At 71.4% G+C, this 25,337-nt stretch carries 24 protein-coding genes; 13 read left to right on the top strand and 11 right to left on the bottom strand.

From position 1 onward, the window contains the following. Positions 1–5 precede the first annotated feature (5 nt). Positions 6–1,130, top strand: coding sequence for a glycosyltransferase family 9 protein (locus ACLQ2U_RS00700; protein ID WP_425748522.1), 1,125 nt, complete (start codon positions 6–8; stop codon positions 1,128–1,130). A gap of 30 nt (positions 1,131–1,160) precedes the next feature. On the opposite strand, the gene ACLQ2U_RS00695 is transcribed toward ACLQ2U_RS00700, so the two are convergent. Beyond that, positions 1,161–2,039, bottom strand: a complete 879-nt coding sequence (locus tag ACLQ2U_RS00695) for a glycosyltransferase family 2 protein (RefSeq protein ID WP_425748521.1) — start codon at positions 2,037–2,039, stop codon at positions 1,161–1,163. Then, positions 2,036–3,859 (bottom strand): D-glycero-beta-D-manno-heptose 1-phosphate adenylyltransferase, encoded by a 1,824-nt coding sequence (rfaE2, locus tag ACLQ2U_RS00690; protein WP_425748520.1) that lies wholly within the window; start codon positions 3,857–3,859, stop codon positions 2,036–2,038. Before rfaE2 ends, ACLQ2U_RS00695 begins: the two co-directional genes overlap by 4 nt. Before the next feature lie 276 nt (positions 3,860–4,135). On the opposite strand from rfaE2, the gene ACLQ2U_RS00685 reads away from it, so the two are divergent. Then, positions 4,136–5,812: an MDR family MFS transporter gene (locus ACLQ2U_RS00685; RefSeq protein WP_425748519.1), complete on the top strand. Its 1,677-nt coding sequence runs from the start codon at positions 4,136–4,138 to the stop codon at positions 5,810–5,812. 12 nt (positions 5,813–5,824) lie between these two features. Here ACLQ2U_RS00685 and ACLQ2U_RS00680 read toward each other — a convergent pair whose 3' ends face one another. Next, entirely contained in the window at positions 5,825–6,745 is a 921-nt protein-coding gene (locus tag ACLQ2U_RS00680; RefSeq protein ID WP_425748518.1) for a LysR family transcriptional regulator, read from the bottom strand. Positions 6,746–6,810: 65 nt separating this feature from the next. Here ACLQ2U_RS00680 and ACLQ2U_RS00675 point away from each other — a divergent pair, with 65 nt between their 5' ends. Continuing rightward, positions 6,811–7,740: an EamA family transporter gene (locus ACLQ2U_RS00675; protein WP_425748517.1), complete on the top strand. Its 930-nt coding sequence runs from the start codon at positions 6,811–6,813 to the stop codon at positions 7,738–7,740. Here the strand turns inward: ACLQ2U_RS00675 and ACLQ2U_RS00670 are convergent. Next, positions 7,733–8,224 (bottom strand): NUDIX domain-containing protein, encoded by a 492-nt coding sequence (locus tag ACLQ2U_RS00670; protein ID WP_425748516.1) that lies wholly within the window; start codon positions 8,222–8,224, stop codon positions 7,733–7,735. The two genes, ACLQ2U_RS00675 and ACLQ2U_RS00670, sit on opposite strands and share 8 nt — an antisense overlap. Before the next feature lie 100 nt (positions 8,225–8,324). Between ACLQ2U_RS00670 and ACLQ2U_RS00665 the strand changes: the two genes are divergently transcribed. Further along, entirely contained in the window at positions 8,325–9,959 is a 1,635-nt protein-coding gene (locus ACLQ2U_RS00665) for a fatty acid--CoA ligase (RefSeq protein ID WP_425748864.1), read from the top strand. Positions 9,960–10,170: 211 nt separating this feature from the next. Here the strand turns inward: ACLQ2U_RS00665 and ACLQ2U_RS00660 are convergent, their stop codons facing one another. The 4 genes from ACLQ2U_RS00660 to ACLQ2U_RS00645 all read right to left on the bottom strand — a co-directional run bounded on the left by ACLQ2U_RS00660 (position 10,171) and on the right by ACLQ2U_RS00645 (position 13,731). Further along, positions 10,171–11,184, bottom strand: coding sequence for an NADPH:quinone reductase (locus ACLQ2U_RS00660; protein ID WP_425748515.1), 1,014 nt, complete (start codon positions 11,182–11,184; stop codon positions 10,171–10,173). A 143-nt stretch (positions 11,185–11,327) separates the two neighbouring features. Beyond that, complete coding sequence (locus ACLQ2U_RS00655; RefSeq protein WP_425748514.1) at positions 11,328–11,984, bottom strand: HAD family hydrolase; 657 nt, start codon at positions 11,982–11,984, stop codon at positions 11,328–11,330. Positions 11,985–12,125: 141 nt separating this feature from the next. After that, positions 12,126–12,950 (bottom strand): SCO6745 family protein, encoded by an 825-nt coding sequence (locus ACLQ2U_RS00650; protein ID WP_425748863.1) that lies wholly within the window; start codon positions 12,948–12,950, stop codon positions 12,126–12,128. A 142-nt stretch (positions 12,951–13,092) separates the two neighbouring features. Beyond that, the gene (locus tag ACLQ2U_RS00645) at positions 13,093–13,731 is read right to left on the bottom strand and encodes an FKBP-type peptidyl-prolyl cis-trans isomerase (RefSeq protein WP_425748513.1); all 639 of its coding nucleotides are present in this window, start codon (positions 13,729–13,731) and stop codon (positions 13,093–13,095) included. A gap of 188 nt (positions 13,732–13,919) precedes the next feature. On the opposite strand from ACLQ2U_RS00645, the gene ACLQ2U_RS00640 reads away from it, so the two are divergent. Continuing rightward, a complete protein-coding gene (locus tag ACLQ2U_RS00640) occupies positions 13,920–14,312 on the top strand; it encodes a PPOX class F420-dependent oxidoreductase (protein WP_425748512.1) in 393 nt (130 codons plus the stop codon). A gap of 42 nt (positions 14,313–14,354) precedes the next feature. Here the strand turns inward: ACLQ2U_RS00640 and ACLQ2U_RS00635 are convergent, their stop codons facing one another. Next, positions 14,355–15,377 carry a Ku protein gene (locus tag ACLQ2U_RS00635; protein WP_425748511.1) on the bottom strand — a complete coding sequence of 341 codons (1,023 nt, stop codon included), beginning with the start codon at positions 15,375–15,377 and terminating at the stop codon, positions 14,355–14,357. An 83-nt stretch (positions 15,378–15,460) separates the two neighbouring features. Between ACLQ2U_RS00635 and ligD (ACLQ2U_RS00630) the strand changes: the two genes are divergently transcribed. From ligD (ACLQ2U_RS00630) to ACLQ2U_RS00610, 5 genes are all read left to right on the top strand, one after another. Next, positions 15,461–16,402, top strand: coding sequence for a non-homologous end-joining DNA ligase (ligD, locus tag ACLQ2U_RS00630; protein WP_425748510.1), 942 nt, complete (start codon positions 15,461–15,463; stop codon positions 16,400–16,402). Continuing rightward, positions 16,392–17,306, top strand: a complete 915-nt coding sequence (gene ligD / locus ACLQ2U_RS00625; RefSeq protein ID WP_425748509.1) for a non-homologous end-joining DNA ligase — start codon at positions 16,392–16,394, stop codon at positions 17,304–17,306. Before ligD (ACLQ2U_RS00630) ends, ligD (ACLQ2U_RS00625) begins: the two co-directional genes overlap by 11 nt. 92 nt (positions 17,307–17,398) lie before the next feature. Further along, on the top strand, positions 17,399–18,157 hold the full coding sequence (locus tag ACLQ2U_RS00620) for a TIGR03089 family protein (protein ID WP_425748508.1): 759 nt from the start codon (positions 17,399–17,401) through the stop codon (positions 18,155–18,157). Between the two features lie 156 nt (positions 18,158–18,313). Further along, positions 18,314–19,198 (top strand): GNAT family N-acetyltransferase, encoded by an 885-nt coding sequence (locus tag ACLQ2U_RS00615; protein WP_425748507.1) that lies wholly within the window; start codon positions 18,314–18,316, stop codon positions 19,196–19,198. A 268-nt stretch (positions 19,199–19,466) separates the two neighbouring features. Then, positions 19,467–20,327: a zinc metalloprotease gene (locus ACLQ2U_RS00610; RefSeq protein WP_425748506.1), complete on the top strand. Its 861-nt coding sequence runs from the start codon at positions 19,467–19,469 to the stop codon at positions 20,325–20,327. Between the two features lie 118 nt (positions 20,328–20,445). Here ACLQ2U_RS00610 and ACLQ2U_RS00605 read toward each other — a convergent pair whose 3' ends face one another. Next, positions 20,446–20,712 carry a hypothetical protein gene (locus ACLQ2U_RS00605; protein WP_425748505.1) on the bottom strand — a complete coding sequence of 89 codons (267 nt, stop codon included), beginning with the start codon at positions 20,710–20,712 and terminating at the stop codon, positions 20,446–20,448. Further along, positions 20,709–21,005 (bottom strand): DivIVA domain-containing protein, encoded by a 297-nt coding sequence (locus ACLQ2U_RS00600; RefSeq protein WP_425748504.1) that lies wholly within the window; start codon positions 21,003–21,005, stop codon positions 20,709–20,711. The genes ACLQ2U_RS00605 and ACLQ2U_RS00600 overlap by 4 nt, the downstream gene beginning before the upstream one ends. Positions 21,006–21,373: 368 nt before the next feature. Here ACLQ2U_RS00600 and ACLQ2U_RS00595 point away from each other — a divergent pair, with 368 nt between their 5' ends. From ACLQ2U_RS00595 to ACLQ2U_RS00585, 3 genes are all read left to right on the top strand, one after another. Next, positions 21,374–21,607 carry a winged helix-turn-helix domain-containing protein gene (locus ACLQ2U_RS00595; RefSeq protein ID WP_425748503.1) on the top strand — a complete coding sequence of 78 codons (234 nt, stop codon included), beginning with the start codon at positions 21,374–21,376 and terminating at the stop codon, positions 21,605–21,607. An 881-nt stretch (positions 21,608–22,488) separates the two neighbouring features. After that, complete coding sequence (locus ACLQ2U_RS00590) at positions 22,489–22,974, top strand: hypothetical protein (protein ID WP_425748502.1); 486 nt, start codon at positions 22,489–22,491, stop codon at positions 22,972–22,974. 797 nt (positions 22,975–23,771) lie between these two features. Continuing rightward, positions 23,772–25,331, top strand: coding sequence for an ATP-binding protein (locus tag ACLQ2U_RS00585; RefSeq protein WP_425748501.1), 1,560 nt, complete (start codon positions 23,772–23,774; stop codon positions 25,329–25,331). The last annotated feature ends 6 nt before the right edge of the window (positions 25,332–25,337 follow it).

The raw sequence follows: 25,337 nt of genomic DNA, 5'->3' as shown, positions 1-25,337 counted from the left end.
GTCGCGTGAGTGCCCCGCCCCTGCTCGGCCCGGTGGGCGAGCGCGTACCCGACGTGGAACGGATCGCCGTGCTGCGGGCCAACGCGCTCGGCGACTTCATCTTCCTGCTGCCTGCCCTCGAGTCGCTGCGGGCCGCGTACCCGGCCGCGGAGATCGTGCTGCTCGGCGCGCCGTGGCACGCGAAGCTCTGGCGCGACCGGCCCGGCCCGGTGGACCGGGTAGTGGTCATCCCGCCGGCCCCCGGCATCCGCGACCCCGGCCCGGACGAGACGCCCGCGTCGATGGACGACTTCCTGGAGCGGGCCGGCAAGGAACGCTTCGACCTCGCGTTGCAGGTGCACGGCGGCGGCGCCAACTCCAACCCGCTGATCAGCCGGCTCGGCGCCCGGGTCACCGCCGGCCTGCGGGCCGAGGACGCGCCGCCGCTGGACCGCTGGATGCGCTACGTCTACTACCAGCACGAGGTGATCCGTTACCTGGAGGTGGTGGCGCTGGTCGGGGCCCCGGCCAGCACCGTCACCCCGGCCCTCGCGGTCACCGACGCCGACCGGGCCGAGGCGCGCCAGGTGCTCGGCGGGCCGGAGCGGCCCCGGGTGGCGCTGCACCCGGGGGCCACCGACACCCGCCGGCGCTGGCCCGCGGAACGCTTCGCCGAGGTCGCCCGGTCGCTGCACGCCGACGGGTACGAGGTGCTGGTCACCGGCACCCCCGCCGAGCAGGCGGTGGTGGACGCGGTGGTCGCGGCGGCCGGCGTACCGGTACGCCCCCAGGTCGGCACGCTCAGCCTCGGCGGGCTGGCCGCCGCCTACGAAGGGTGCGAGCTGGTGGTCTCCAACGACACCGGCCCGCTGCACCTGGCCGGCGCGGTGGGCACCTCGACTGTCGGCGTCTACTGGCTGGGCAACCTGATCAACGGGGCCACGCCGCTGCGCGCCCGGCACCGGCCGATCGCCTCCTGGACCACGCACTGCCCGGTCTGCGGTGTCGACTGCACCCCGGGGATCTACCCGCACCGGCCCGGCGACGGCGACTGCCCGCACCGGGACTCGTTCGTCACCGACGTGCCCGTGGTGGAGGTGCTGGAGGCGGCCGCCGAGCTGCTCCACCCGGAGCCGGGCGCGCCGCGCTGACGGCAGGCGTCCACGGCCGCGCGGGCGACGTCAGGCCGGTTGCGGGGCGTCGGACTCGACGAGCACGATCTCCCACGCCTCCACGTCCCGCTCGGTCACCGTGGTCGGCGACTCCAGGTGGTACGCCCCGCTGGGCAGGACGCCGGCGCCGCCGTGCCGCGCCATCACCGCGAGCTGCGCGGCGACGTCCTCGCCCTGGTGCTTCTCCTGCAGCCGGCGCCAGAAGTCGAAGCCCCCGGAGTCGACCAGCGCGGCCCGGTCGTAGAGCACGCACCCGCCGATCCAGGAGACCTTGTACGCCCGCCAGGCGCCCGGCGGCAGGTCCAGCTTCTGCGTGACGTGCAGCAGGTTCGCCGCCGGGTGGATGGACGCCCGGTGCCACTGCGGGGTGTCGGGGCGTACCCGCTCGGGGACGGGCGGGCCGTCCCACTCCTCGTAGTGCCCGTGCGTCTCCGGGCGCACGTCGTCGGCGTACGACAGGCCGTGCACCGCGTTGCCGACAAAACCGCAGCCCAGCTCCCCGATCGCGGTGACCAGCCGGGCCAGGGTGCCCGGTTCCAGCCAGACGTCGTCGTCGAGGCAGAGGACGTACCGGGCCACCGAGCGGTCCAGCAGGTACGCGCGGTGCTCGGCCAGCCCGCGCCGGGGCAGCCGCCGGGTCAGCAGCACCGGGTGGCCCTGGTGGCGCAGCGCCCGGACCATGGTGCCCGGCGCCGGGTGCGCGTACGCCGGCTCCCCGTCGGACTGGTCGCTGACCACCACCCCGAACCCGGGTACGCCCTCCTGGGCGGCCAGCCCGGAGAGGGTGACCGCCAGCTCGGCGGGCCGGTTGCGGGTCGGGATCAGCACGTCGAGCTGGCGCGGCTGCCGGAACTCCCCGGGTGTGCCGAGGTCGAGCGGTCGGTTCACGCGGACCTGCCCATGCTCTGCGGCGTGCTGGTGGCCGGCGACTGCGGAACCGCCGCCGACGGCGCGGACTGGGCGCGGATCCGCTCGATGATGGCCGAGGTGGAACGGTCCGGCACGTACCCGAGGGTGCGGACCTGGCCGCCGAGCCGGCGGACCAGCGGCGCCTCGGGGACCATCTCGGGCGGATAGTCGCCGCCCTTGACGTACACGTCGGGGCGGACGGCCCCGATCAGCCTGGCCGGGGAGTCCTCCTCGAAGACCACCACGTGGTCCACACAGGCCAGCGCGGCGAGCAGCGTGATCCGGTCCTCCACCGGGTTGACCGGCCGGTCCGGGCCCTTCAGCCGGCGGACGCTGCCGTCGGAGTTGACCGCCACCACCAGCAGGTCGCCCAGCGCCCGGGCCTGTTCCAGGTAGCGCACGTGGCCCGGGTGGAGCACGTCGAAGCAGCCGTTGGTGAAGACGATCGAGCGGCCGGCGCGCCGGTGGTGGGTGACGATGACCTCCAGCTCGTCCGGGCCGACCAGCGTCGGGTGGGCGGTACCGTCCGGGGCGCTGCCCAGGGCGGCGAGCAGGTCCTCGCGGCGGCACACGCAGGTGCCGGTGTCGGAGACGGTGATGGTGGCGGCGAGCTGGGCCAGCTGGGCGGCGGTCGGCAGCGGCGCCTCGGCCGCCAGCGCCAGGGTCATCGCCGCCAGGTACGCGTCCCCGGCGCCCACCGCGTGGCTGGCCGGGACCGGGGTGCTGTGGCTGCGCCGGGGTTCGCCGTCCGCGCCGCCGACCACCGCGCCGTCGGTGTCCAGGGTCACCGCCACCACGTCGGCGCCGGTGTGCGCGCGCAGTTCCGCCAGGCGCGACCCGGCCAGTTCGGCCCGGTCGACGCCCTCGCCGGCGGCGGCGTTCACTGTGACGCCGGCGCCGGTGACACTGAGCCCGTCCCCGGTCATCGCCACCCGTCCCTCGCCGGGGGTGGGTTCGCCGGTCGGCGCGCCGGCCAGCCGTTCGCCCGCCCCGCCCGGGGCGGCGCCGACGGTCAGCTCGGACGGGCCGTCGGCGGGGTCGCCGGCCGGGTGGTCCAGGTGCAGGTCGGTGCCGCCGGTACGGCTGGCGGGCGGCGGCGCACCGAAGCCGACCGCGGCCCGGGCCAGCAGCCGGGTCGCCTCGGCGAAGCTCGGGGTGACCACGGTGGGGTTGAGCCCCCGCCAGTCGGCCAGGTCGTGGGCGTCCAGCGCGACGGTGGCGTACCGCTCCCGGTTGACGACCAGCCAGGCGCGGAGCGCCGCGGGCAGCGCGCCCAGGCCGTAGTCGCAGACCACCAGGGTGGGGTCGGCGCCCCCGGCGGCGGCCTTGAGCTCCACCGTCGCGCAGTCCAGCGCGGTGAGCAGCCCCTCGACCCCGTCGGCGTCGAGCGCGTCCTCCGGGTCGCCGGAGTCCTCCCGGAGCAGGATCTGGCTGCCGGCCAGCATCCGGCGCTTCACCGGGGTGGGCCGGTGCGGCTGGTTGACCGTACGGTCCCACACGCCGGCCCGGTCCAGGCAGTCGTGCAGTTCGTCGCCGGCCACGTCGGCGCCGACCGGGGCGACCAGCAGCGCCCGGCCGCCGAGGGCGGCGACGTTGACGGCCGTGTTGCCGGCGCCACCGGCTGCGGAAATGCGCCGGCGCAGGGTGAGGATGGGGGCGGGTGCCTCGCGGCAGAGCCGGTCGGACTCGGCGAAGCGCCACTCGTCGAGCATGGCGTCGCCGACGACCAGGACGGGACGCCCGAGCCAGCTCTCCACGACGGTGGCCAGCCGGCGCTGTTCCGCTGCTGCTCCTGCCATGCCCTCCGGGGTCCCCCGCGGCTTCCCGGCCAAACCTGACGGCCGGCGGGCCGGCGACCCCGGTCACGTTTCGCCCCGCAGGCCCCGGGAGCCGACGGGAGGTACCCAGGAGAGGAGAAACAGGACATGGCACCCCGGGACGTCCGCAGCGGCGTGACGTCCAGGGCCAGGCGGCGGAGCAGCTTCACGGCGGCCTGATGGTCGACCGTCGACCAGGCTGTCGACGGCTTTTCCTGCCGGCGGCGCATGTTCCGCCCGATGCGGGAAAGAAGCGGAATGACCACGGAAGCCCAGGGCGGCCCGGTGCTCAACACCCGTCAGATCCGGCTGCTGATGTTCGGTCTGATGACCGGGATGCTGCTGGCCGCGCTCGACCAGACCATCGTCGGCACGGCGCTGCCCACCATCGTCGGCGAGCTGGGCGGGATCAACCACTACTCGTGGGTGGTGACCGCGTACCTGCTGGCCTCCACCGCCTCGACCCCGCTGTACGGCAAGATGGCCGACCTGTACGGGCGCCGACCGGTCTTCCTCTTCTCGATCGGCACGTTCCTGCTCGGCTCGCTGCTGGCCGGGCTCTCGCAGGACATGACCCAGCTGATCGTCACCCGGGGCATCCAGGGGATCGGCGCGGGCGGCCTGCTGACGCTGGCGTTCACCATCATCTCCGACGTGGTCTCCCCCCGGGAACGCGGCCGTTACCAGGGGCTCTTCGGCGCGGTCTTCGGCGTGTCGTCGGTGGCCGGGCCGCTGGTGGGTGGGTACTTCGCCGAGACGAACTGGCGGTGGATCTTCTACATCAACGTGCCGTTGGCGATCCTGGCGATCGTGGTCTGCTACCACGTCATGCGGCTGATCCCGTTCGAGCGGCGGGAGCACGCCATCGACTGGATCGGGGCGGGGCTGCTGGTCGCCGGGGTGAGCTGTCTGCTGCTCGCGCTGAGCTGGGGCGGCACCCAGTACGCCTGGGGTTCCGGGGTGATCGTCGGGCTCTTCGTGGCCGGGGCGGTGCTCGGGGTGCTCTTCGTGCTCCAGGAGGCCCGGGTCCCCGAGCCGATCCTGCCGCTGCGGCTGTTCCGCAGCGCCACCTTCGCGCTGGCCAACTCGGCCGGCTTCGTCCTCGGTCTGGTGATGTTCGGGTCGATCATCTTCATCCCGCTCTACCTGCAGATCGTCAAGGGTGCCTCGCCGACCCGCAGCGGTCTGCTGATGCTGCCGATGATGGCCGGCATCATCGTCACCTCGGTCCTCACCGGCCAGGCGATGAGCCGGATCGGCCGGTACAAGTGGTTTCCGGTGGCCGGCTCGGTGGTGCTGCTCGCCGGCATGTTGCTCTTCACCCGGCTCCAGGTGGACACCTCGCTCTGGGTGGCCTTCGGCTACATGGTGGTGATCGGCGTCGGGCTGGGCCTGTGCATGCAGTCGTTGATCCTCGCGGTGCAGAACGCGGTCGACGTCCGCGACCTGGGCGCCGGCACCTCCTCGGCGACGTTCTTCCGGTCGCTGGGCGGCTCGTTCGGGGTGGCCATCCTCGGCGCGGTGCTGTCGTCGCGGCTGACCGCCCAGCTCGCCGACCGGCTGCCGGGCGCGATCGCCCAGCTGCCGCCCGACCAGCGGGCGGCGGTGGCGGCCAGCGGGGGCGCGAACATCTCGATCAACGACCCGGCGACCATCCTGGCGCTGCCCGGCCCGGTCCGGGCAGCGATCCAGGGCGCCTTCGTCGACTCGCTGCACATGGTCTTCCTGACCACCGGGCTGATCGCCGTGCTGGCCGTGCTGGTCACCCTGGCCCTGCCGGACGACCAGCTGCGTGGCGCCGGCCCGGAGGGCGCGACCGGCGGCGCCGACCCGCTCGGCGGCCGGGCCGCCGCTCCCGGTGGCAAGCCGCTGACCAGGGAGTCGAAGGAGGAGGCGGCCGCCGAGATGGAGGCCAAGAGCCAGACCATGCTCTGACCGCCCGCCGCCTCACCGGATCGAGCCGTGGGCCCGGGTGGTGAGCAGGTCGAGGATCAGGGCGAGCGGGGGCCAGGCGGTCCGCCCGCGCCGGGTGACCGCGTACGACCGCAGCCGGGCCTCGGGGTCGGTGAGGCGGAGCAGGCGTACGCCGGGCACGGTCGGCTGGTCGGACGGGAGCAGCCCGACCCCCAGCCCGGCGACGATCAGGTCCTGGACGAGGTCGAGGCTGTCCACCCGGTGCGCGATCCGCGGCTCGAAGCCGGCCATCGAGGCGATGGTGCGGACGACCACCTCGTCGGCCGTGTTGCGGGAGTTGACGATCCAGTCGTGCTCCCCGAAGTGGCCGAAGACCTCGGGGGCCGTGCCGGCGGGCGCCGACGGGCCGGCCGCCGGCACGCCCAGGCTCCACGCGGCGGACCAGAGCGGGGTCGCCTCGACGGTGCGGTCGAAGGGCGCCGGCGCGAGGTGGTAGTCGTAGGTCAGCGCGAGGTCGACGTCGTCCGCCGCGAGCAGCGCGTACGCCTCGGCCGGCTCGTGCTCGTGGATGCGCAGCCGGACCTGCGGGTGGCGCGCCGCGAGGTCGGCGGTGACCGGCAGCAGCGAGCGCCGGACGGCGGTGGCGAAGCCGGCGACCCGGACCGTGCCGGCCGGTTCGGCCTGCGGGTCGAGGTCGAGGCGGGCCGCGTCGACGGCGGCCAGGATCGTCACGGCGTGCTCGGCCAGCCGCCGCCCGGCGGGAGTGAGCCGAACCCGGCGGCCGTGCGGCTCGATCAGCTCCGCGCCGGCCTCGCGGGCCAGCACGGCGAGCTGCTGGGACACGGTGGAGGTGGTGACGCCCAACTCGTCGGCGACCTCCCGCATGGAGCCGAGCCGGGCCAGCTCCCGGAGCAGCCGCAGGCGACGCAGGTCCATCCCGTCATTGTTCAGCATTGTCGAATGGTCCGTCCATCGAAGTCACGTGGACGCGAACGGTCTCGGCCGGCTCTACTGGGGGCATGACTCCCACTCGTGCCGGTGCGACGATGGCGGTCGCCTCGATGATGTTCGTCCAGCTCGGCCTGGCCGCCTCGGTCGCGCTCTTCGACGAGGTGGGACCCGAGGGTGCCGCCTGGCTCAGGTTGGCCTGGGCCGGGCTGCTGCTGGCCGTGCTGGTGCGTCCGCGCCCGTCCGCCCTCACCCGGTCCGCGCTGCGGGCCTGCCTGGCGCTCGGCGTGGTGACGGCCGGGATCACCATCCTGTTCATGGCCGCGGTGGCCCGGCTGCCCCTGGGTACGGCGAGCGCGCTGGAGTTCCTCGGCCCGCTCGGCGTGGCGCTGGCCCGGGGCCGGGGCGGCACGAAGCTCTGGCCGGCGCTCGCCGCCGTGGGGGTGCTGCTGCTCACCGAGCCCTGGCGCGGCCAGGCCGACCTGGTCGGCGTCGGGTACGCGCTGGCCGCGGGTGCCTGCTGGGCGGCGTACATCCTGCTCACCCAGCGGGTCGGCGACGAGGTCTCCGGGATCCGCGGCCTCGCGGTCTCCATGCCGGTGGCCGCCGTGGTCGCCACCGTGGTCGTCGGGCCGTCGGTGCTCGGCGACCTGACCTGGCAGCTGCTCCTGGCCGGCCTGGGCCTGGCCGTGCTGCTGCCCGTGGTCCCGTTCGTCCTGGAACTGCTCGCCCTGCGCCGGCTCACCACCGCCGCCTTCGGCACCCTGATGAGCGTGGAACCGGCGATCGCCCTGGCGGTGGGTCTGGTCGCGCTGCACCAGGTGCCGGGCATCGGGCCGGTGGTGGGGATCGCCTTCGTGGTGGTCGCCGGCATCGGCGCGGAACGCGCCGGCGCCCGGGCCGGCGCCCACGCCGACCGACCCGCCGAGGCCGGCGCCGACCCGTCAGCCGGCCGGCCGGGCGAGCCGGCCTCGGTCGGCGCGGGGACCGGGACTACTTGAGGATCAGGCGGTTGGTCTGCTCGAAGACGTCGAGGTCGGCGAGCGTCTCCGGGACCGAGGCCGACAGCGGCGCGGGGAACTGGTCGCGGTGGAAGAAGCGTGCGTCGGTGGTCTCGTCGGTCACCCGGGTCACCTCGCCGTCCCAGTCCTCCACCCGGAACGCGGTGGTGAAGATCTGGTACGTGTGGCCGTACATGTTGGTGTGGGTGCGGTCGGGCCCGGTGTAGAGGGCGAAGGCGCTGACCCGCAGCGCGCGCAGCCCGGTCTCCTCGCGGACCTCGCGTACCGCGCAGTCGGCGATCGACTCGCCCAGTTCCATGGCGCCGGCCGGCAGCGCCCACTGGCCGTTGTCCGAGCGCTGGATCAGCAGCACCCGCCCCGCGTTCTCGCGGACCACCGCGCGGGCGCCGACGAACATCAGCGTCCGGTCACCGGCCAGGGCGCGCAACTGCCCCACGTACGAGTCGGCCCAGGAGATGCTCACTCGGACAATCTACGCAGCTTCCCCGGGACTCCTCCGGCGTTCCGGGGGTTCCCAACCTGTGACCGGCGACACTAGCTTGTTACCCATGCGTAGCACGATGATGGACGCCCCCCTCCAGGTATCCCGGATCCTCGAACACGGCTCCACCGTGCACGGCACGGCCGAGGTCGTCACCTGGACCGGAGCCGAGCCCCGCCGGATGTCGTACGCCGAGGTCGGCCGCACCGCCGCCCGGCTGGCCCACGCCCTGCGCGAGGAGTGCGGGGTGACCGGCGACGAACGGGTCGCCACGTTCATGTGGAACAACAACGAGCACCTGGTGGCGTACTTCGCCGTGCCCAGCATGGGCGCGGTGCTGCACACGCTGAACATCCGGCTCTTCCCGGACCAGGTCGTGTACATCGCCAACCACGCCGAGGACCGGGTGGTGCTGGTCGACTCGACGCTGATCCCGCTGCTGGCCAGGGTGATCGGCGAGATGACAACGGTCCGGCACGTGGTGGTGGTCGGCGGGGGCGACCCGGCGCCGCTGCGCGCCGCGGCCGGCGACCGGATCACCTTCCACCACTGGGACGACCTGCTGGCCGGCCGCCCCGACAGCTACGACTGGCCCGAGGTGGACGAGCGGGACGCCGCCGCCCTCTGCTACACCTCCGGGACCACCGGCAACCCCAAGGGCGTGGCCTACTCGCACCGCTCGATCTACCTGCACTCGTTGCAGATCTGCATGCCGGAGTCGTTCGGCCTCGGGCCGACCGACCGGGAGCTCGCCATCGTGCCGATGTTCCACGCGATGTCCTGGGGCCTGCCGTACGCGGCCTTCATCTCCGGCGCGTCGCTGATCATGCCGGACCGGTTCCTCCAGGCGGCCCCGATCGCCGAGATGATCGCCGCCGAGCGGCCGACCCTCGCCGGCGCGGTGCCCACCATCTGGAACGACCTGCTGACCCACCTGGACGGCCACGACGTGGACACCTCCTCGCTCACGGAGGTGATCGTCGGCGGGTCGGCCTGCCCGCCCGCGCTGATGCACGCGTTCGCCGAGCGGCACGGCATCGAGGTGATCCACGCCTGGGGGATGACCGAGATGTCCCCGCTCGGCTCGGTCTCCCGACCGCCCGCCGGCGCCACCGGCGACGAGGCCTGGCGCTACCGCTACACCCAGGGCCGGGTGCCGGCCGGGGTCGACGCCCGGATCGTCGGCCCGCTCGGCGAGCCGCTGCCCGCCGACGGCACGTCCGTCGGTGAGCTGGAGGTCCGTGGGCCCTGGGTGACCGCCATCTACGTCGGTGACGACGCCCCGGACGAGGAGAAGTTCCGGGACGGCTGGCTGCGGACGGGGGACGTCGGCATGCTCTCCCCGGACGGCTACATCACCCTCACCGACCGGGCCAAGGACGTGATCAAGTCCGGTGGGGAGTGGATCTCCTCGGTGGAGCTGGAGAACGCCCTGATGGCCCACCCGGACGTGCAGGAGGCCTGCGTGGTCGGGGTGCCGGACCAGCGCTGGGACGAGCGTCCGCTGGCGACGGTGGTGGTCCGCGAGGGCGCCTCGGTGACCGCGGAGGAGCTGCGGGCGTTCCTGGCGAAGTCGGTGGCGCACTGGCAGCTGCCCGAGCGGTGGGCGTTCATCGACGCGGTGCCGAAGACCAGCGTCGGCAAGTTCGACAAGAAGGTGGTCCGCTCCCGGTACGCCGACGGCGGACTGGAGGTGCGGGAACTCGCTGGGCCGTAACACTTCTCGGCGCTTCGTCGCCGATGGGGTAGGGACGTGACTCCTGAAGCATCCCTCCCCAGGGGCGGCCCCGGCGTTCGCACCGCGCCGGGGCCGCCCGTTCCATGCGGGGCGACCCGCAATGTCATTCTTGCGAAACTTGTTCGCCTCTGTCCCGGCGACCGGGAAATCCGCCCAGCTCAGATGGTTCCGCTGTCGGTGGGAGTGACCGTCACTGCTCGCTGGTGGTGATCAGCACCTTCCCGACCACCGAGTCCTCCACCGCCTGGTGCGCGCGGGCGGTGTCGGCCAGCGGGTAGTAGTGCAGCGGCAGCCCGGCCTCCTCGCCGACGCGTACCGCCCCCTGGGCGACCGCCGCCGCGACGTCGGTCACCGCCTGCGCCTTCGCCGCCTTCGGTTCGGTGTAGACCAGCACGAACTGCCAGCGGGCGTTCGTCACCATCGACGGTCGGATCGGGATGGTCACCTCGTCGCCGCCGTCGTCGGCGTACGCGCAGACCGCGCCGCCCGGCCGCAGCAGTCGCGCGTCCGTGGCGGCGTTGCGGGCGACGGAGACCTCGACGATCGTGTGCACCCCGTCGGGCGCGACCTTGTGGACCTCCTCGACCACGTCCTGCTCCCGGTAGTTGATCACATGCGAGGCGCCGGCCGCCGCCGCGAGCTGCGCCTTCTCCGGGCTGCTCACCGTGGCGATGACGCAGGCGTCGGCCCAGCGGGCCAGCTGGATCGCCGCGTTGCCGACCGCACCCGCCCCGCCCTGCACCAGCACCACGTGGCCGCTGAGCGCGCCGGCGTGCAGCTTGGTTGGCATGTACTCGCCGGCCGTCAGGCACCGGTGCGCGGTGAGGAACGGGATGCCGAGGCAGGCGCCCAGGTCGAAGGAGGCGGAACCGAGGGACACCGCATGCCGGACCGGCACCACGCTGTACTCCGCGGCCGTGCCCCAGGGCCGCTGCCAGGAGGCCTCCCACACCCAGACCCGCTTGCCGATCAGCTGCTGGTCGACGCCCTCACCGACCAACTCGACCACCCCGGCGCCGTCCTGCCCGGGCGTCTGCCAGCCGGCCGGCAGCGGCCACGACCGCCGCCCCTTCCAGTCCGTCGGGTTGACCCCGGCGACGGCCAGCCGGACCAGCACCTCACCGGGGCCGGGCTCCGGCACCGGCCGGTCGACCAGTTGGAGCACCGAAGGGTCGCCGGTGCGCTCGTACACGATCGCCTTCATCGCCGTCTCCTCATCTCGGACGCCGGCGGCCCGTCCCCGCTCGCCGTACCCGGGTCGACCCTGATCATTCCGATCCGGCCCGCCCCGCAAACCGTACAACCAGGTAGTCGACGGCTGGAGGGTGTCATGGAGGACGTGCCGGCTCAGCCCAGTCGGTCCACGACCTCCGGGGTGAGGGCGTCCACGGTGGGCAGCACCACGGCGGCGAGCGCCTCCGCGTCCGGGTCCAGCGGGTACGACCCGTGCGGCACCGCCACCACCCGCATCCCGGCGGCGGCCGCGGAGCGTACCCCGTTGGAGGAGTCCTCGACCGCGACGCAGCGGGCCGGGTCGACGCCGAGCCGCTCGGCGACGGCCAGGTAGACGTCCGGCGCCGGCTTGCCGCGCGCGGTCTCCTCGGTGGACAGGGTCACGCCGAAGGCGTCGGTCAGGTCCGTCGCGGCCAGCGCCGCCGCGATCAGCCGGGTCGGCGACGAGCTGGCCAGCCCCAGCGGCCAGCGCGCGGCCAGCCGGCGCACGACCCGGTCGGCGTCGTCGATCAGCGGTACGTGCTCCACGTACCGCCGGGTCATCTCCTCGACCACCTCGGTGGCGACCTGCCCGGGGCTCCGGTCGACGCCCAGCTCACCGCTGAGGTGGTCGGCCCACTCGCCGGTGCTCATCCCCATCAGCCGGTGCTGGGTGTCCGGCTGCCAGGTACCGCCGTGCGCCGCCACGTACGCCCGCCGGACCTCCTCCCAGACCGGCTCCGAGTCCACGATCACGCCGTCCAGGTCGAAGACCACCGCATCCACCGCCATGTGCCCATCCTGCCCGACGGGGCGCGCCGGAACCCGGCCCGGATCAGGTCAGGAACGGCGCCCACCCCGGACCCGGACGACCTCGACACCGGGCGTGGTGAAGTACGGGTCGGCGGCGAGGCACCGTACCGTTGCCGCGGCTCAGCTCCGCAGGGCCGGCAGGCCGATCGGGCTGTTCGCCGGGATGACCGTGTGACAGGCGCGGGCCATCGGCTCGAGCAGCTCGCGCAGCCGGTCGGTGCGGTCCGGGCCGAGCGCCCGCCACGGTCGGGCGGCGGCCCGGTCGGTGGCGTCCTCGACGGCCCGGAATCCGGCGCGGCCCACCTCGGTCGGCTCGCCCTCGCCGGTGAGCCAGCCGCGCTCGGCCAGCCGGCCGCGGGCCCGCGCCCACTGCTCCTCCGACCAGCCGCGGCCGAGCAGGTTCTGCGGCTGCGTGTCGACGGCGACCCGCCAGGCCAGCGTCTCCACCGGGTCGAGGTCGGCGGCGACCAGGGCGGCGACGTGCCCGTCGCCGCGGTGCTCGCGCAGCGTGGTGGCGGCCTGCCAGAGCCGGGCCAGCGGGTACTCGCCGCGGGGCAGCGCGGCGTTGACCGCGCCGAGCACCCGGCCCGACGTGTCCGCCGCCGCGGCGGCCTCCTCCAGCAGGTCCGCCGCCTCGGCCAGGTGCGTCTCGGGCAGCTCGTAGGTCAGCTCCGCGAGCGCCTGCACGGCGCCGGTGAGCCGGGCCCGCAGCGACTCCTCGGGGGTGGCCAGCCGCCAGACAGCCGGCAGCGCGCGGGCCACCATCGGGGGCGCGAAGGTGAAGAACGCCGCGATCACCGGGGCGGCGCCGACCGGTCCCAGCGGGGCGGACCGGCCGGCGAAGTAGCCCCGCCAGTAGCCGCGCAGCCCGATCGCCTCGGTCGCGGCCCGGCACCGGGGGTGGAAGTAGGTGACGGCGTGCAGGGGTTCGAAGTGCGTCCACATCAACCGGGCGACTCGCCCGGGATCGTCCAGCGCCGGCACGTGTACCTCCGCGTGGGAAAGGGGTCACCGTGGCGCGGACGAACCGCCCACGGTGACCCCGAACCTACTGGGAGTAGGTGACCGGCCGGAAGCCCCCTGTGGGCTACTGCACGGCGAGCACGTCGACGACGAAGCGCAGCGGACCGGACGGCGCGCCCGGGCGCTGCGGCTTGTCGCCGTACGCGAGGTCGGCCGGGATGTCCAGCTGCACCCGGCTGCCCACGGTCTGGCCCTGCATGCCCTGGTCCCAGCCCGGGATCACGTTGCCCTGGCCGACCACGAAGGAGAACGGCTCCTGGCGCTTCCAGGAGGCGTCGAACTCCTCGCCGGTCTGGTAAGACACGCCCACGTAGTTGACCGTGATCTGCTGGCCGGACTGGGCGGCCGGGCCGTTGCCCCGGATCAGCGGGGTCGCCTTCAGGCCGGACAGCTCGCCCTCGCCCTTGGCCGCCTGCGGCTTGGCGCAGAGCTCCCGGTCGCCGCCCTCGGGCAGGGTCGGGAAGCCGCCCGGGCAGCCGGCGGGAGCGGCGGCCGGCTTCGGGGCCTCGTCACCGCTCCGGCTGACCACGAAGATCCCGACGATCACCGCGATGACGGCCACGCCGGCGAGTGCACCCAGCCACGCCTGCCGGCGCTTCTTCGCCTCGGCGGCCTTCTGGGCGGCCAGCTGCGTGGCCAGTCGCCGCTGCGCCTTCGTCTCCGGGCCCTGGCCCGCCGACCGGTTCTCCGTACGCTCGCTCACGTCCTCGACTCCCTGCTGAGTTTGGGTGACCGGCCCGGCGACCCGGTGCCGTGGCCAGCGCACACGGTACCCGGGTCGATGCCGTCGGGGCGCGCCGTCCGCGCCGCGTCCCGCCCTGCGGCTCCCGTTCATCCCGTTCATCCCGATTGGCCCGGCGTGACGGTCTGTTCGGCGGTAGGTTCTCGACCATGGCGATCCTCACCGAAGTAGACCTGGCCCTGCTCTCCGAGCCGCAGCTCGCCCACGTGGCCACCATCGAGGTCGACGGCACCCCGCACGTCACACCGGTGTGGGTGGACACCGACGGCGAGCACATCGTGTTCAACACCGCCAAGGGCCGGCAGAAGTACGTCAACATCGAGCGCAACCCGGTGGTCGCGGTCTCCGTGGTGGACAAGGCGGACGACTTCCGCACCCTTTGGGTCAAGGGCACCGCCGAGTTCGTCACCGAGGGCGCGGACGAGCACATCGACCGGATGGCGAAGAAGTACCTGGGCAAGGACACCTACCCGTTCCGGCAGCCCAACGAGGAGCGGGTCATCGTCCGGATCACCCCGACCGAGAAGCTCGGCCTCGGCTGAGTCGGGAGGGCCCCTGGCGTACGGCGGGCCCCGCGCGGGAGCTCAGGCGGTCTTGCGCGGGGCGGCCTTCTTCTCGGCCGCCTTCTTTGCCGGCGCCTTGGCGGCCTTCTTCTCCGCGGTCTTCTTCGCGGCGGCCTTCTTCGCCGGCTCCGCCTTCTTGGCCGGCGTCTTCTTCGCGGCGGCCTTCTTCTCGGCCGCCTTCTTCGGCGGCGCCTTCGCCGCCTTCTGCGCGGAGCGGGCCGCGGAGATCGGGGTCGGCTCGCCCGCCCCGCCCGCCGGCTGCTCGCCGCGGGCGACCTTCGCCCGCTCGACCGAGGCCTTCAGCGCGGCCATCAGGTCCACCGCGGCGGCCGGCGCGGCCTCGACCTCCTCCGGCTGCACCACCTCGCGGCCCTCGATCTTGGCGTCGATGACCTCCTGCAACGCCGCCCGGTAGTCGTCGGTGAAGGCGTCCGGCGCGAACTCGCCGGCCATCGAGTCGATCAGCGAGCTGGCCATCGCCAGCTCCGGGGGGCGGACCTTCAGGTCCTCGTCGAGGAAGCCGAAGTCGGGGGTACGCACCTCGTCCGGCCAGAGCATCGTGTTGAGCAGCAGCACGCCCTCGCGGACCCGCAGGGTGGCGAGCTGTTCGCGCTGGCGCAGCGCCACCTTGACGATGGCGACCCGCTCGGAGTCGGCGAGCGCGTCCCGCAGCAGCACGTACGGCTTGGTCGCGGTGCCCTCCGGCTCCAGGAAGTAGGCCTTGTTGTAGAGGATCGGGTCGACCTGCTCGGCGGGGACGAACTCCAGCACGTCGATCGCGCGCGAGGTGGTCAGCGGCAGGTCGGCGAAGTCCTCGTCGGTGAGGATGACCATCTCGCCGCCGCCGATGTCGTACCCCTTGGCGATGTCGTCGAAGGTCACCTCCTCGCCGCAGACCTGGCAGGTGCGCTTGTAGCGGATCCGGCCGCCGTCATCCCGGTGGACCTGGTGGAACCGGATGTCCCTCTCCTCGGTGGCCGAGTAGAGCTTCACCCCGATCGAGACCAGCCCGAACGACACCGCTCCTTTCCAGATGGCCCGCATCCCCGCTCCTCTCCCCGGTCAACCCAGGATCGCAAACGATCGAAGCACATGCGAGCGCTTCCGTCGGCAACTACAGTCAGAAGGTGCCCGGCGCGCCGCTGAAGCCGATGCTCGCGATGACCGGGCAGCTCCCGGCCGGTGCCGGCTGGGCGTACGAGTTCAAGTGGGACGGGGTCCGCGGGCTCGCCGACATCTCCTACGGCGACCAGCACCTGTACGCCCGCTCCGGCGTGGAGATCACCACCGCGTACCCAGAGTTGATCACCTTGGCCGAGCAGGTCGACGACGCGCTGCTCGACGGCGAGGTGGTGCTGTTCAACGAGCTCGGGCAGCCCTCGTTCACCGCGCTGGCCGAGCGGATGCACGTCCGGAACCCGGCGAAGGCGGCCCGGCTGGCGGCGGCCGCCCCGGTGACGTACATGATCTTCGACCTGTTGCGGCTGCGCGGCGAGGACCTGACCGGCCGCTCCTACCGCGAGCGGCGGGTGGCCCTGGAGTCGCTCGGCCTGGGCGCCGCGCGGTGGGCGGTGCCGCCGGACTTCCCGGACGGCCCGGCCACCTACGAGGCGGCCGGAGAGCACGGCCTCGAGGGGGTGATGGCCAAGCGGGTCGACTCGGCCTACCGGCCGGGGGTGCGCTCGCCGGACTGGGTGAAGGTGAAGCTGGAGGTCACCGCCGACTTCGTGGTCGGTGGCTGGCGACCCGGTGCGCGCAAGATCGGCGGCCTGCTGGTCGGGGTACCCCGGCCGGACGGGCGGCTCACCTACCGGGGCCGGGTCGGCGGCGGGATCGGCGCGGCCACCGAGCGGGAGCTGCTGCGCGAGCTGGAGCCGCTGCGCTCCGGCACGTCGCCGTTCGCCGAGGACGTGCCGCGCGAGGATGTCCGGGGCGCGATCTGGGTGACACCGCAGGTCGTGGTGGAGGTCAAGTACGGTCAGCGCACCCCGGACGGGCGGCTGCGGTTCCCCCGGCTCCTGCGCCTGCGCCCCGACAAGCCGCCGGAGGAGGTTGAGGATGCCGGCTGAGCGGTTCAAGGTGGACGTCGAGGGGCGCTCGCTGGAGGTGTCCAACCTGGACAAGGTGCTCTACCCCGACGTCGGGTTCACCAAGGGCGAGGTGATCGACTACTACACCCGGATCGCCCCGGTGCTGCTGCCGCACCTACGGGACCGGGCGCTGACCCGGATCCGCTTCCCCAACGGAGTCACCGGCGGCTCGTTCTTCGAGAAGAACGCCCCGGCCGCCACCCCCGCCTGGGTACGCACCGAGACGCTGCCCGCGCCCGGGTCGACCAAGGGCCGGGAGACCATCGACTACGTGGTCGCCGACGACCTGCCCACCCTGGTCTGGCTGGCCAACCTCGCCGCGCTGGAGCTGCACACGCCGCAGTGGAAGATCGGCGAACACCCGGACATGATGGTCGTCGACCTCGACCCGGGAGCCCCGGCGGCGCTGCAGCAGTGCTGCCAGGTGGCGCTGCTGATTCGGGACCGGCTCGCCGACGACGGCATCGATTCGTATCCGAAGACGTCCGGCAAGAAGGGGATGCAGCTCTGCTGCCCGATCGCCGGCACCCAGTCCTCCGACCTCGTCTCCGAGTACGCGAAGCGGATCGCGCAGGAGCTGGAGCGGGCGCACCCGAAGCTGATCGTGTCGAAGATGGCCAAGAACCTGCGGCCGGGGAAGGTCTTCATCGACTGGAGCCAGAACAACGCGGCCAAGACGACGGTGGCGCCGTACTCGTTACGGGCCCAGGCGGTGCCGTCGGTGTCCACCCCGCTGACCTGGGACGAGGTTTCCGCCGGTGCCGCCGGGAAGCGGCCGTCGGCTCGCCCCTACACCGCTGGCGAGGTGCTCAAGCGCGTGGAGAAGCAGGGGGACCTGCTGGCCCCGCTGCTCGACGGCGGCCCCGAACTCCCGCTGCGCTAGCCCGGCTCTCCTCGCTGCTCCGTCGTCGGCACATTCACCCGCCAACCCATCACCGGTAGGGTGGGCGGAGGCCGCCGAAGGGATGGGTGAGGATGCAGAGCGGGCAGAGCGCCACCCACGTCATCGGCGCAGCCGTCGCGGAGGTCGAAAGTCCGCTGCTCAGCTACCACGACGACGCGACCGGCGAGCGGGTGGAGTTGACCGCGGGCCAGCTCGGGAGCTGGGCGGCGCGCAGCGCGGGCCTGCTGCGGGACGGCTGCGGACTGGGCCCGGGCAGCCGGGTCGCGGTGCTGCTGCCGCCGCACTGGCGTACCGCCGCGGTGCTGATCGGCGCCTGGTCGGTCGGGATGGCGGTGTCGTTCCGGCCGCGGGCCACCGCCGGGCTGCCGGTCCTCGAACCGGGCGGCGACCAGCCGTACGACGCGGTGTTCGTGACCCCGGAACGCCTCGACGACTGGCTGGAGGACGTGCCCGAGGGGCGGCACCACTACCTCGTCGGCACCGGGCCCGGCCCGCTGGCCGAGGTGCCTGTGGGCTGGCTCGACTGGACCACCGAGGTGCTCCGCCACACCGACACCCCGCCTGACTACACCGCCATCCACCCGTCCGACCCGGCCAGCCCGGATGGCACGAGCTACGGCGAGTGGCGTCGGCTGGCGACGGAGATCGCGGAACAGCTCGACCTGCGGGCCGGCGACCGGCTGCTGGTCGACGCGGCCGAACACGAGCAGCCGCTGAAGTGGCTGCTCGCCCCGCTCGCCGCCGACGCGTCCGTGGTGATCTGCGCGAACCTCGACCCCGCCCGACGGGACGCCCGCATCGCCGCCGAGCAGCCCACGCGGGTCCTCTGACGCTGTCGATCCGAGGTGCCGGACGGGACCGAATCCGGTTGACACCGGTCCGGGCCGGGATGCCTACTGCCCACCGGACGCCGTACGCGCCGGCCCGCTATCAGCCGCCATGGCCGGACGCCGTGCGACCGGCGGCAGGCGAAGGGGCAGGGGATCATGCTGGACCGGACGGAACCGGGCGGGGACGCGCTGACCTGGAAAGAGTTCGGCGAGGAACACCTCGCGGCGCTGACGGAACTGGCCGAGGCGTGCCTGGCCGTTGACGGTGGTCTGCCGCTGTTCGCCCGCACTCCGCTGCTGCGGGCCCGGCTGCTCCAGGACCGTACCCTCGGCGTCTGGCACGAGGGCAGCCTGGTCGCGGCCGTGGGCGTCGGCACCGCCGGGCAGCCGGCCACCAGCACCGGCCTGGTGCATCCGGCCTGGCGGGAGCGGGGTCTCGGCAGTCGGCTGTTGCGCTGGGCGGACGAGCAGGCCGACGACGCCGACCTGCTCGTGACCACCGAGTCCTGGAGTCCGGGCGCGGAGGCCCTCTTCACGGCGCGCGGCTGCGAGCGGACCTTCGCCGAGTCGGTGCTGCGGCACGACCTCCACGCCCTCCCGGATGTCGCGCGCCCCGACGACGTGCGCACCGAGCCGGTGACCTGGGAGATCGGCCCCGAGCTGTTCGAGACCTACCGCGCGTCCTTTGCCGACCGACCCGGCTTCGGCGCGCCCAGCGTTGAGGACTGGTGGGGTGAGCTGCGGGAGGACGACGAGTACCGGCCGGACCTGTCGTTGATCGCTCGCGGTCCCGGCGGCACGGCCGTCGGCTTCCTCAACGTCATCGACAACTGGGTCGACCAGGTGGGCGTCGTCCCCGGCTGGCGGCACCGACGGGTCGGGGCGTACCTGGTGGGGACGGCGCTGCGGTCGCTGGCCGGGGACGGCGCCCGGGAGGCGTGGCTCTGCGTGAACGACAACAACCCGGCCGTCGCGCTGTACCGGCGGCTCGGGTTCCACGACGCCGGCCGCCGCGCCCGCTACCTGCGCCGCCGCTCGTGACCCCGGATCGCCGACAACCCACACGATCTGGCGACGCTTCCCTCTCTTGGGCTGTTGTTAACGTCAATGGCGTGTTGTTATACCGGGACGACGATGTAGGGACCTTGTCGCGGGACCCCCGTCCATCCCGCTCGGCTTCCATCCCCCATGCGTGAAAGGTGCAACGATGCGCAGGAGATCGACTTTCCAACTGGCGGTCCTGACCGCTACCGCTGCGACATTCCTGGCGGCCGGCGGAGCCTCCGCGGCGGTGGGCACGGCAGCGTCCGTGACCGCCTCCGCGGGTGTTGCGGCGTGTGAGCCGGGTGCCGAGGGGCACAGCGCGGCGCGGGTGAGCGAGGGCGCCACCGCAAAGGAACCGGAGCTGTATTCGAAGAACGAGGCGAACGCCTACGGCGTGATCAAGGATTCGCCGCGCCTGCCCAACGGCAGCGTCACCGTGCCCACGATCTTCCACATGATCTCCGACCACCCCCTCAGCGCGGCCGAGACGAACAGGTGGAACACCCTGATCGCGGCGCAGATGACGGTGCTCAACGATTCGTTCGCGGGGCGCACGGCGGCGAACGCCTCCGACACGCCGTTCCGGTTCTCGCTCGCCGACACGAAGTGGACGGTGAACAGCGACTGGTACACGGTCGTGCCGGGCAAGAACGAGCGGAACATGAAGCAGGCGTTGTACACCGGCGACTCCCGCACCCTGAACGTGTACGCGGCCAACATCGGCGGCGGGCTCCTCGGCTGGGCGTACTTCCCGAAGGGTTACAACAACGGCCGGGACTACATCGACGGCGTGGTGATGCTCGATGAGTCGATGCCGGGCGGAACGGCGGGCAAGTACTCCCTGGGCGACACGCTGACGCACGAGGTTGGGCACTGGCTGATGCTGGAGCACACCTTCGCGCACGGGTGCTCCGCCTCCGGCGACTACGTCGCGGACACCCCGCGTGAAGCGCACCCGCAGTTCAACTGCCCGGTGGGCGCGGACACCTGCACCGCACCCGGGCTGGACCCGATCCACAACTTCATGGACTACTCGCAGGACTCCTGCATGGACATGTTCAGCGCAGGACAGGCGGACCGGATGAGCGACGCCTGGCTGGCGTTCCGGGCCGGTGGCGTCAAGTAACCAAGCCCTGGAGGGTACGTGTCGGGGTTGACGGGCCGCAGCCAGCGGCTCGTCAACCCCTTTCGTATACGCAGACCGCTGCTCTGACGGCTGATGCGAAGCCGCCGCCCGGCCGCCTTCACCGCCGGTTGAGCCACGGCGCGCGCCGCGAGCAGGGCGCGGTGTGATCGACCGGCAGGGCGCACCGCGCCCCGCCGGGCAGCAGCCGGTCGCAGAAGACCCGATGGTGCACGCCCTGCTCGTCCTCGGCCGACACCGTGACCTCCCCGGGGTCGACGCACGCGCTGAGCCGCGCCAGCACCCGGGCCGTGGTCCGGGCGAAGATCCGGGCCCGGAGCAGGTCGGGCGCGGTGACCGGCAGGTGGATCACCCAGCGGCCGGTCATCGGTAGCGGTGGTTCGCCGACTGGGCACTCTGCCACGCGCGCAGGGCGTTCTTGATCCGTACGTTCTCCTCCTGCACCGCGACCAGGGCGGTCTGCGTGACGGCGAGTTCGTCGGCCACGCGGTGCAGGAAGGCGCGGATCTCGACGGGGTCGAGGCCGTGCCGGCGGACGTTGAAGCACCGGTCGCGGATCTGCCAGGGCCGTAGGGGAGCCCGACCCTGGGGTGGGCCGGCGTTTTCCGTCGTACGTCGTTCCTCGCGTCGGCTCGCCAGCCGGCGGATCAGGTTGCGCACGGGGTGACCGCCCTTCGTCGGATCGGGTCGAAGTGGATGGGGCGGTCTCCTGCCGGTTTCGGTCGGCGAAGACCGCCCCGCCCTGCCACCGCAGCCTCGATCGGCGGTACGACAGCAGGGCCGCTTTTCGGTTGCTGGACCCATCGGTGAGGTGCTGGCACGGCTGGCGAGGGAAGCCAGCCGTGCCAGCGGTGGTGGATGCCCAACCGGGAGGCCGGCTGCCTACCAGGCGATCCGATGCCGGGCACCCGGGAAGCAACATACAATGCAAAGCATGCAAAGCGCAAGAACCAATCATGCTAAGCAGGCAAAGTCTTGGCTGACGGAGCGTTGGCGTGGGAGGATCTTGGGGCCTACCAGGAGTTGCCATGCCCCGAATCTCAGACCGTCAGCGCATCGCCCAGGATATTCGCGACAAGATCGCGTCGGGCGATTATGGCGTCGGCGCGAAGCTGCCTTCACTGCGTGAGATGTCTGCGCACTACGGTGTCTCCGCCGAGCCGGTCCGATCCGCTCTGCTGATCCTGCAGGCCGAGGGGTTGGTCGAAGGTCGTCAAGGCAAGGGCGTGTATGTGACCGGGAGTCGACCAGCGGCTGACTAGCCGGTGTTCAACGGCCGAGTGGATACCAAGGGCTGCCTTCCTGTTCGGCCCGATCGGTCTCGGCGGTGAGGGCATCCGGCGGGTGATGCGACGCTCGAACCCGGTGATGAGGTCTTGCTGGCCAACCAGCATGGTCTTGATCCGTGAGGGCGGGCTGTGTTGAATGGGCACCCCGGCCTTCGCCCAGGCCGCTTCCCTGGCCGCTCGTTCTTCGGTTCCGGAGGCCCAGGGACTTGAACCCTGAACCCCTCTGCTGGAGCATTGATCGTCTCAGATCGGGCGGATCGGCGTGCTGGCCTGGGCGACGTCTCTCGTTGCCTCACAACGGTTGACAGCCCTTGTTGGTATCATTTGTGCCCGGCGTGTGCCCAATGATCTGGCTGGCGCAATCGTTCGCGTTTGCCGTCTCGCCCTCGCCTCTAGTCATCCCGTCGGCCTTCGTCCGCATACCGTGGACCGGGCAGGTCCTGCCCACTCGGCTTCGCCCGGACGGAGGCTGTCGGGAGGGCGCCACCATCGCGGAGTGCCCGAGGCCCCGCCGGAGGCAGACCGCGAGGGACGGAACCCACGTCCGTCCGCCGGCTCCGACGCGTCGCTGAATAAACGAGCCCCACCCTGACGCTCACCACGCCGTAGCCAAACGATCACTACCGCGTGAGGCAGACGGCGGATGGCGGATCAGGAAGGTGCATGGCAAAGTTTCCGCCCACTGACAGTGAGACACACGCCAGGGGCCAGGCCGAAGCACGTCAGACCGGACGAACGTGACGGCCCTTACTACACCCCTCGCGAGCGCCGGGTCAAGTCAAGGCCAGCATAGTGTGAGCTGCATCACTCGAAAAGTGTTGCGCAAGAGCCTGAACTAGTTCAGCATTGGACCCATGAAGACTATGCAGTGGAGTGACGCAGCGCGCACACCGCGTGAGGTTGCGGCTGCAGTCGATTCATCAGGTGAGGTGCGGCTTGAACGGCGCGGCGACGGCGTCCCGTTTGTGATCATGCGGGAAGACCGCGCTCAGCAGGCCCAGCAGGGGATGGAGACGAGCGCCCGGCTGCTCCGCAACCTGCTTGCACACGGCGGGGTCGACCTTGTAGCGGAGGCCTTGGTCGATGCCTTTCCTTGGGCAAACTTCCTTCCGGAAAAAGATCGCAACGAGTTTGTCAGAGAGTTCATGTGGACCCTTGAGGCTTGTAGCGATCTTGACGTGTGGACGCCGTTCGGGAGAATGATTCACGAATGGCAGCAGACTGCGGCGATTCACGCCGACCCGGCACTCGCCCGGGAGCTCTCTCGGGCGGTAGACTCCGACCTCGGTCCTGTACCTGTGCCGATGTCGCCGGAGGAAGCTGGTGCCGAAGAGGAATGATCGGGTAGCACCACCGGCTCCCCCAGGCGGGTGGGAATTGCGCTTCGGCACCAAGGAAGCGGCCGAGGGATGGGAAGAGCTGATCAAGGCCGCGCCCGGGAACCTGTGGAAGGCCTGGGAGGCTCTCACCTATGGCCCCGAGGATCCGAGCACACCCCATCGACAACACCGACTCAAGGGTGAACTCGGAAGCCGTATGGTTCAAGGCGACAATCTTGAACAATGGCAATATGAGGTCACGAGCGGTGGCAGGATTTGGTACTGCCCGGACCACGAGCGACGCGTGGTCTGGGTGACCTACGCATCCCCAGCGCACCCGCGGGCAACCGAATGAGCTCCACTTCGTCGGGTTGATCCTGTGCGCGTCTGCTCGGCTCCGCCGGTCCTTGTCCTGACCCTGGTCGTCCGCAGCCTCGATTAGCGCTTCAGCCTCTGAACCGCGGTAGTAGCCACGCTGCTCGGCTTCCTCCTAGCGACTACCGAACATCACAAGCCCCGGAACCTGCTGTCATCAGCGGCCCGGGGCTTCGCCATATTCCGCGCCGTCGGCGGGCTGCAACCGACGCACCGGTGGCCGGAGGCCAGAGGCGCGGCGGCGGGCCATCGGCCCGGCCCAGGTTCGGCGGCTCGAGCGGCCTGCGAAGCGGGCCGCCTTGATCCCGTGCACAAAATCCTCGCAGGGTAAGCGGACCAAGCCGGACAAGATGCGGTGATCCGTCCACCGAGGGGTCCACAGAGGGCCGTAGGACCGTTACCCTCTGCAGAACGATGTTCGACGCCCCGAGGAGTGATGCGACATGACGGACGTCGACTTGCCAGGGCCTGGAACCGACAGCCAGTTTAAGGGCCAAATCCTCGTGGGCTCTCGCATCATTGACAGCTTGAGCTCTGGCCTATACAAGGACCCGGCCGCATGCCTGAAGGAGCTTGTCAACAACAGCTTCGACGCCGACGCCAGCCGGGTCCGCGTCCTAGTTAAGCCTGACGCCGATCGGATAATCATCGAAGACGACGGCGTGGGCATGACCCGCGATCAGTTCGTCAAGCATTTCAGTCGGATCAGCGAATCCCACAAGAGGGATGGCTCGGAATACACCGCGTCTGGTCGCCCAAAAATCGGGAAGATCGGAATTGGCTTCATCGCCGCGAACGAACTCTGCGAGCAGATGGAGATTTTCTCGACGACTGAGGGCAGCACCGACCTGCTGCACGTAACCATCGACTTTGAGCTGATGCGACTGCCTCCCGAGGCGAGGAAGCGTGAAGGCAGTTCGGACTACGCTAAGGGTGATTATCAAGGAGAGATCCTCAGAGCCGACCCAGATGCTCACTTCACCCGAATCTTCTTGAAGCAGGTTCGGGGTACGGCGCGAGACATCCTTGCTGGCGCCGACGCGCCCGTTGGTGGGAGCAGAGACCACTCGCTTTACGGCCTAAGGCCCGACTCGATCGCTAGGAGACTATCCAGCCTCGACTCATGGTCATCGCTTGACGAATACAGTCAAACAATGTTGGGAGTAGCTCTAAACGTTCCCGTAACTTATCCCGATGGTTGGATCGCGGAGAGCTACGCAGATGTGGTGACCCCCTTCGAAGACCAGCTGGAGGCCCTTAAGTTCCGCGTCGAGTACGACGGGACCGCGCTCCAAAAGCCAGTAGTATTGAAGGCCGATGAGAGTAATTCGATCATCCGCGGAATTGAGCTGAACGGTCGGCATGTGGGTGCCAGGGGCTACTTATATGCCCAGCGCGGCGTCCTTCGCCCCGAAGACCTTAACGGCGTCTTGATCCGCATCCGCAATGCCGCTGTCGGTGAGTACAACAACGACTTCATGGGATTTCCCCACGCTGAGGGGACCCTTTTTCAGCGATGGGTCACGGCCGAGATCTATGCGGACGATCGACTTGAGGATGCCCTCAACATCGACCGGCGAACGCTGCGAGACACGCATCCGGCGTACGTGGAGCTACGCAAATGGTTCCACGACCAGCTCCGCGATTTCCTCCGGGAAGTCCGCCGCGAACTACACAGTAAGCAGTCGGAGCAGCGCAAGCAGGAACGGGTTACGGCAGAGGTCGACCGGATTGAGGCCGCCGCCAAGCGGGTCGGCCAGACATACGGACCTAGCGTTCAGAAGGTAATTACTCAAGCTTTTACCCCGCCTCCCCCCCAAGCCTCCACCCCAAGGCCAGCCACATCGAAAATGCCCCGCGCCAGATCCGCTCGGCAGAACATCAATAAGAAGTTCTCCGTGAGTGAACTCTACGAGATAGTACTAGAAGTAGCCCAGGAGACTCTTACCAAAGAAACCGCGCAGGCATTTATTGAAGAGCTGACCAAGCGGCTGCGAGGCTGATGGTGA

It is taken from the genome of Micromonospora sp. DT47 (assembly GCF_049844475.1).
Taxonomy (GTDB): domain Bacteria; phylum Actinomycetota; class Actinomycetes; order Mycobacteriales; family Micromonosporaceae; genus Micromonospora.
Note: the sequence above shows the minus strand (reverse complement) of the source record. Positions and strands in the feature narration are given on the sequence as shown.

Bases quoted from the DNA above. Each gene is read 5' to 3' on its own strand.
- rfaE2 (WP_425748520.1), bottom strand. From the start codon at position 3,859: ATGGCAGGAGCAGCAGCGGAACAGCGCCGGCTGGCCACCGTCGTGGAG.
- ACLQ2U_RS00685 (WP_425748519.1), top strand. From the start codon at position 4,136: ATGACCACGGAAGCCCAGGGCGGCCCGGTGCTCAACACCCGTCAGATC.
- ACLQ2U_RS00680 (WP_425748518.1), bottom strand. From the start codon at position 6,745: ATGCTGAACAATGACGGGATGGACCTGCGTCGCCTGCGGCTGCTCCGG.
- ACLQ2U_RS00675 (WP_425748517.1), top strand. From the start codon at position 6,811: ATGACTCCCACTCGTGCCGGTGCGACGATGGCGGTCGCCTCGATGATG.
- ACLQ2U_RS00665 (WP_425748864.1), top strand. From the start codon at position 8,325: ATGGACGCCCCCCTCCAGGTATCCCGGATCCTCGAACACGGCTCCACC.
- ACLQ2U_RS00660 (WP_425748515.1), bottom strand. From the start codon at position 11,184: ATGAAGGCGATCGTGTACGAGCGCACCGGCGACCCTTCGGTGCTCCAA.
- ACLQ2U_RS00655 (WP_425748514.1), bottom strand. From the start codon at position 11,984: ATGGCGGTGGATGCGGTGGTCTTCGACCTGGACGGCGTGATCGTGGAC.
- ACLQ2U_RS00650 (WP_425748863.1), bottom strand. From the start codon at position 12,950: ATGTGGACGCACTTCGAACCCCTGCACGCCGTCACCTACTTCCACCCC.
- ACLQ2U_RS00640 (WP_425748512.1), top strand. From the start codon at position 13,920: ATGGCGATCCTCACCGAAGTAGACCTGGCCCTGCTCTCCGAGCCGCAG.
- ACLQ2U_RS00635 (WP_425748511.1), bottom strand. From the start codon at position 15,377: ATGCGGGCCATCTGGAAAGGAGCGGTGTCGTTCGGGCTGGTCTCGATC.
- ligD (WP_425748509.1), top strand. From the start codon at position 16,392: ATGCCGGCTGAGCGGTTCAAGGTGGACGTCGAGGGGCGCTCGCTGGAG.
- ACLQ2U_RS00620 (WP_425748508.1), top strand. From the start codon at position 17,399: ATGCAGAGCGGGCAGAGCGCCACCCACGTCATCGGCGCAGCCGTCGCG.
- ACLQ2U_RS00615 (WP_425748507.1), top strand. From the start codon at position 18,314: ATGCTGGACCGGACGGAACCGGGCGGGGACGCGCTGACCTGGAAAGAG.
- ACLQ2U_RS00605 (WP_425748505.1), bottom strand. From the start codon at position 20,712: ATGACCGGCCGCTGGGTGATCCACCTGCCGGTCACCGCGCCCGACCTG.
- ACLQ2U_RS00595 (WP_425748503.1), top strand. From the start codon at position 21,374: ATGCCCCGAATCTCAGACCGTCAGCGCATCGCCCAGGATATTCGCGAC.
- ACLQ2U_RS00590 (WP_425748502.1), top strand. From the start codon at position 22,489: ATGAAGACTATGCAGTGGAGTGACGCAGCGCGCACACCGCGTGAGGTT.
- ACLQ2U_RS00585 (WP_425748501.1), top strand. From the start codon at position 23,772: ATGACGGACGTCGACTTGCCAGGGCCTGGAACCGACAGCCAGTTTAAG.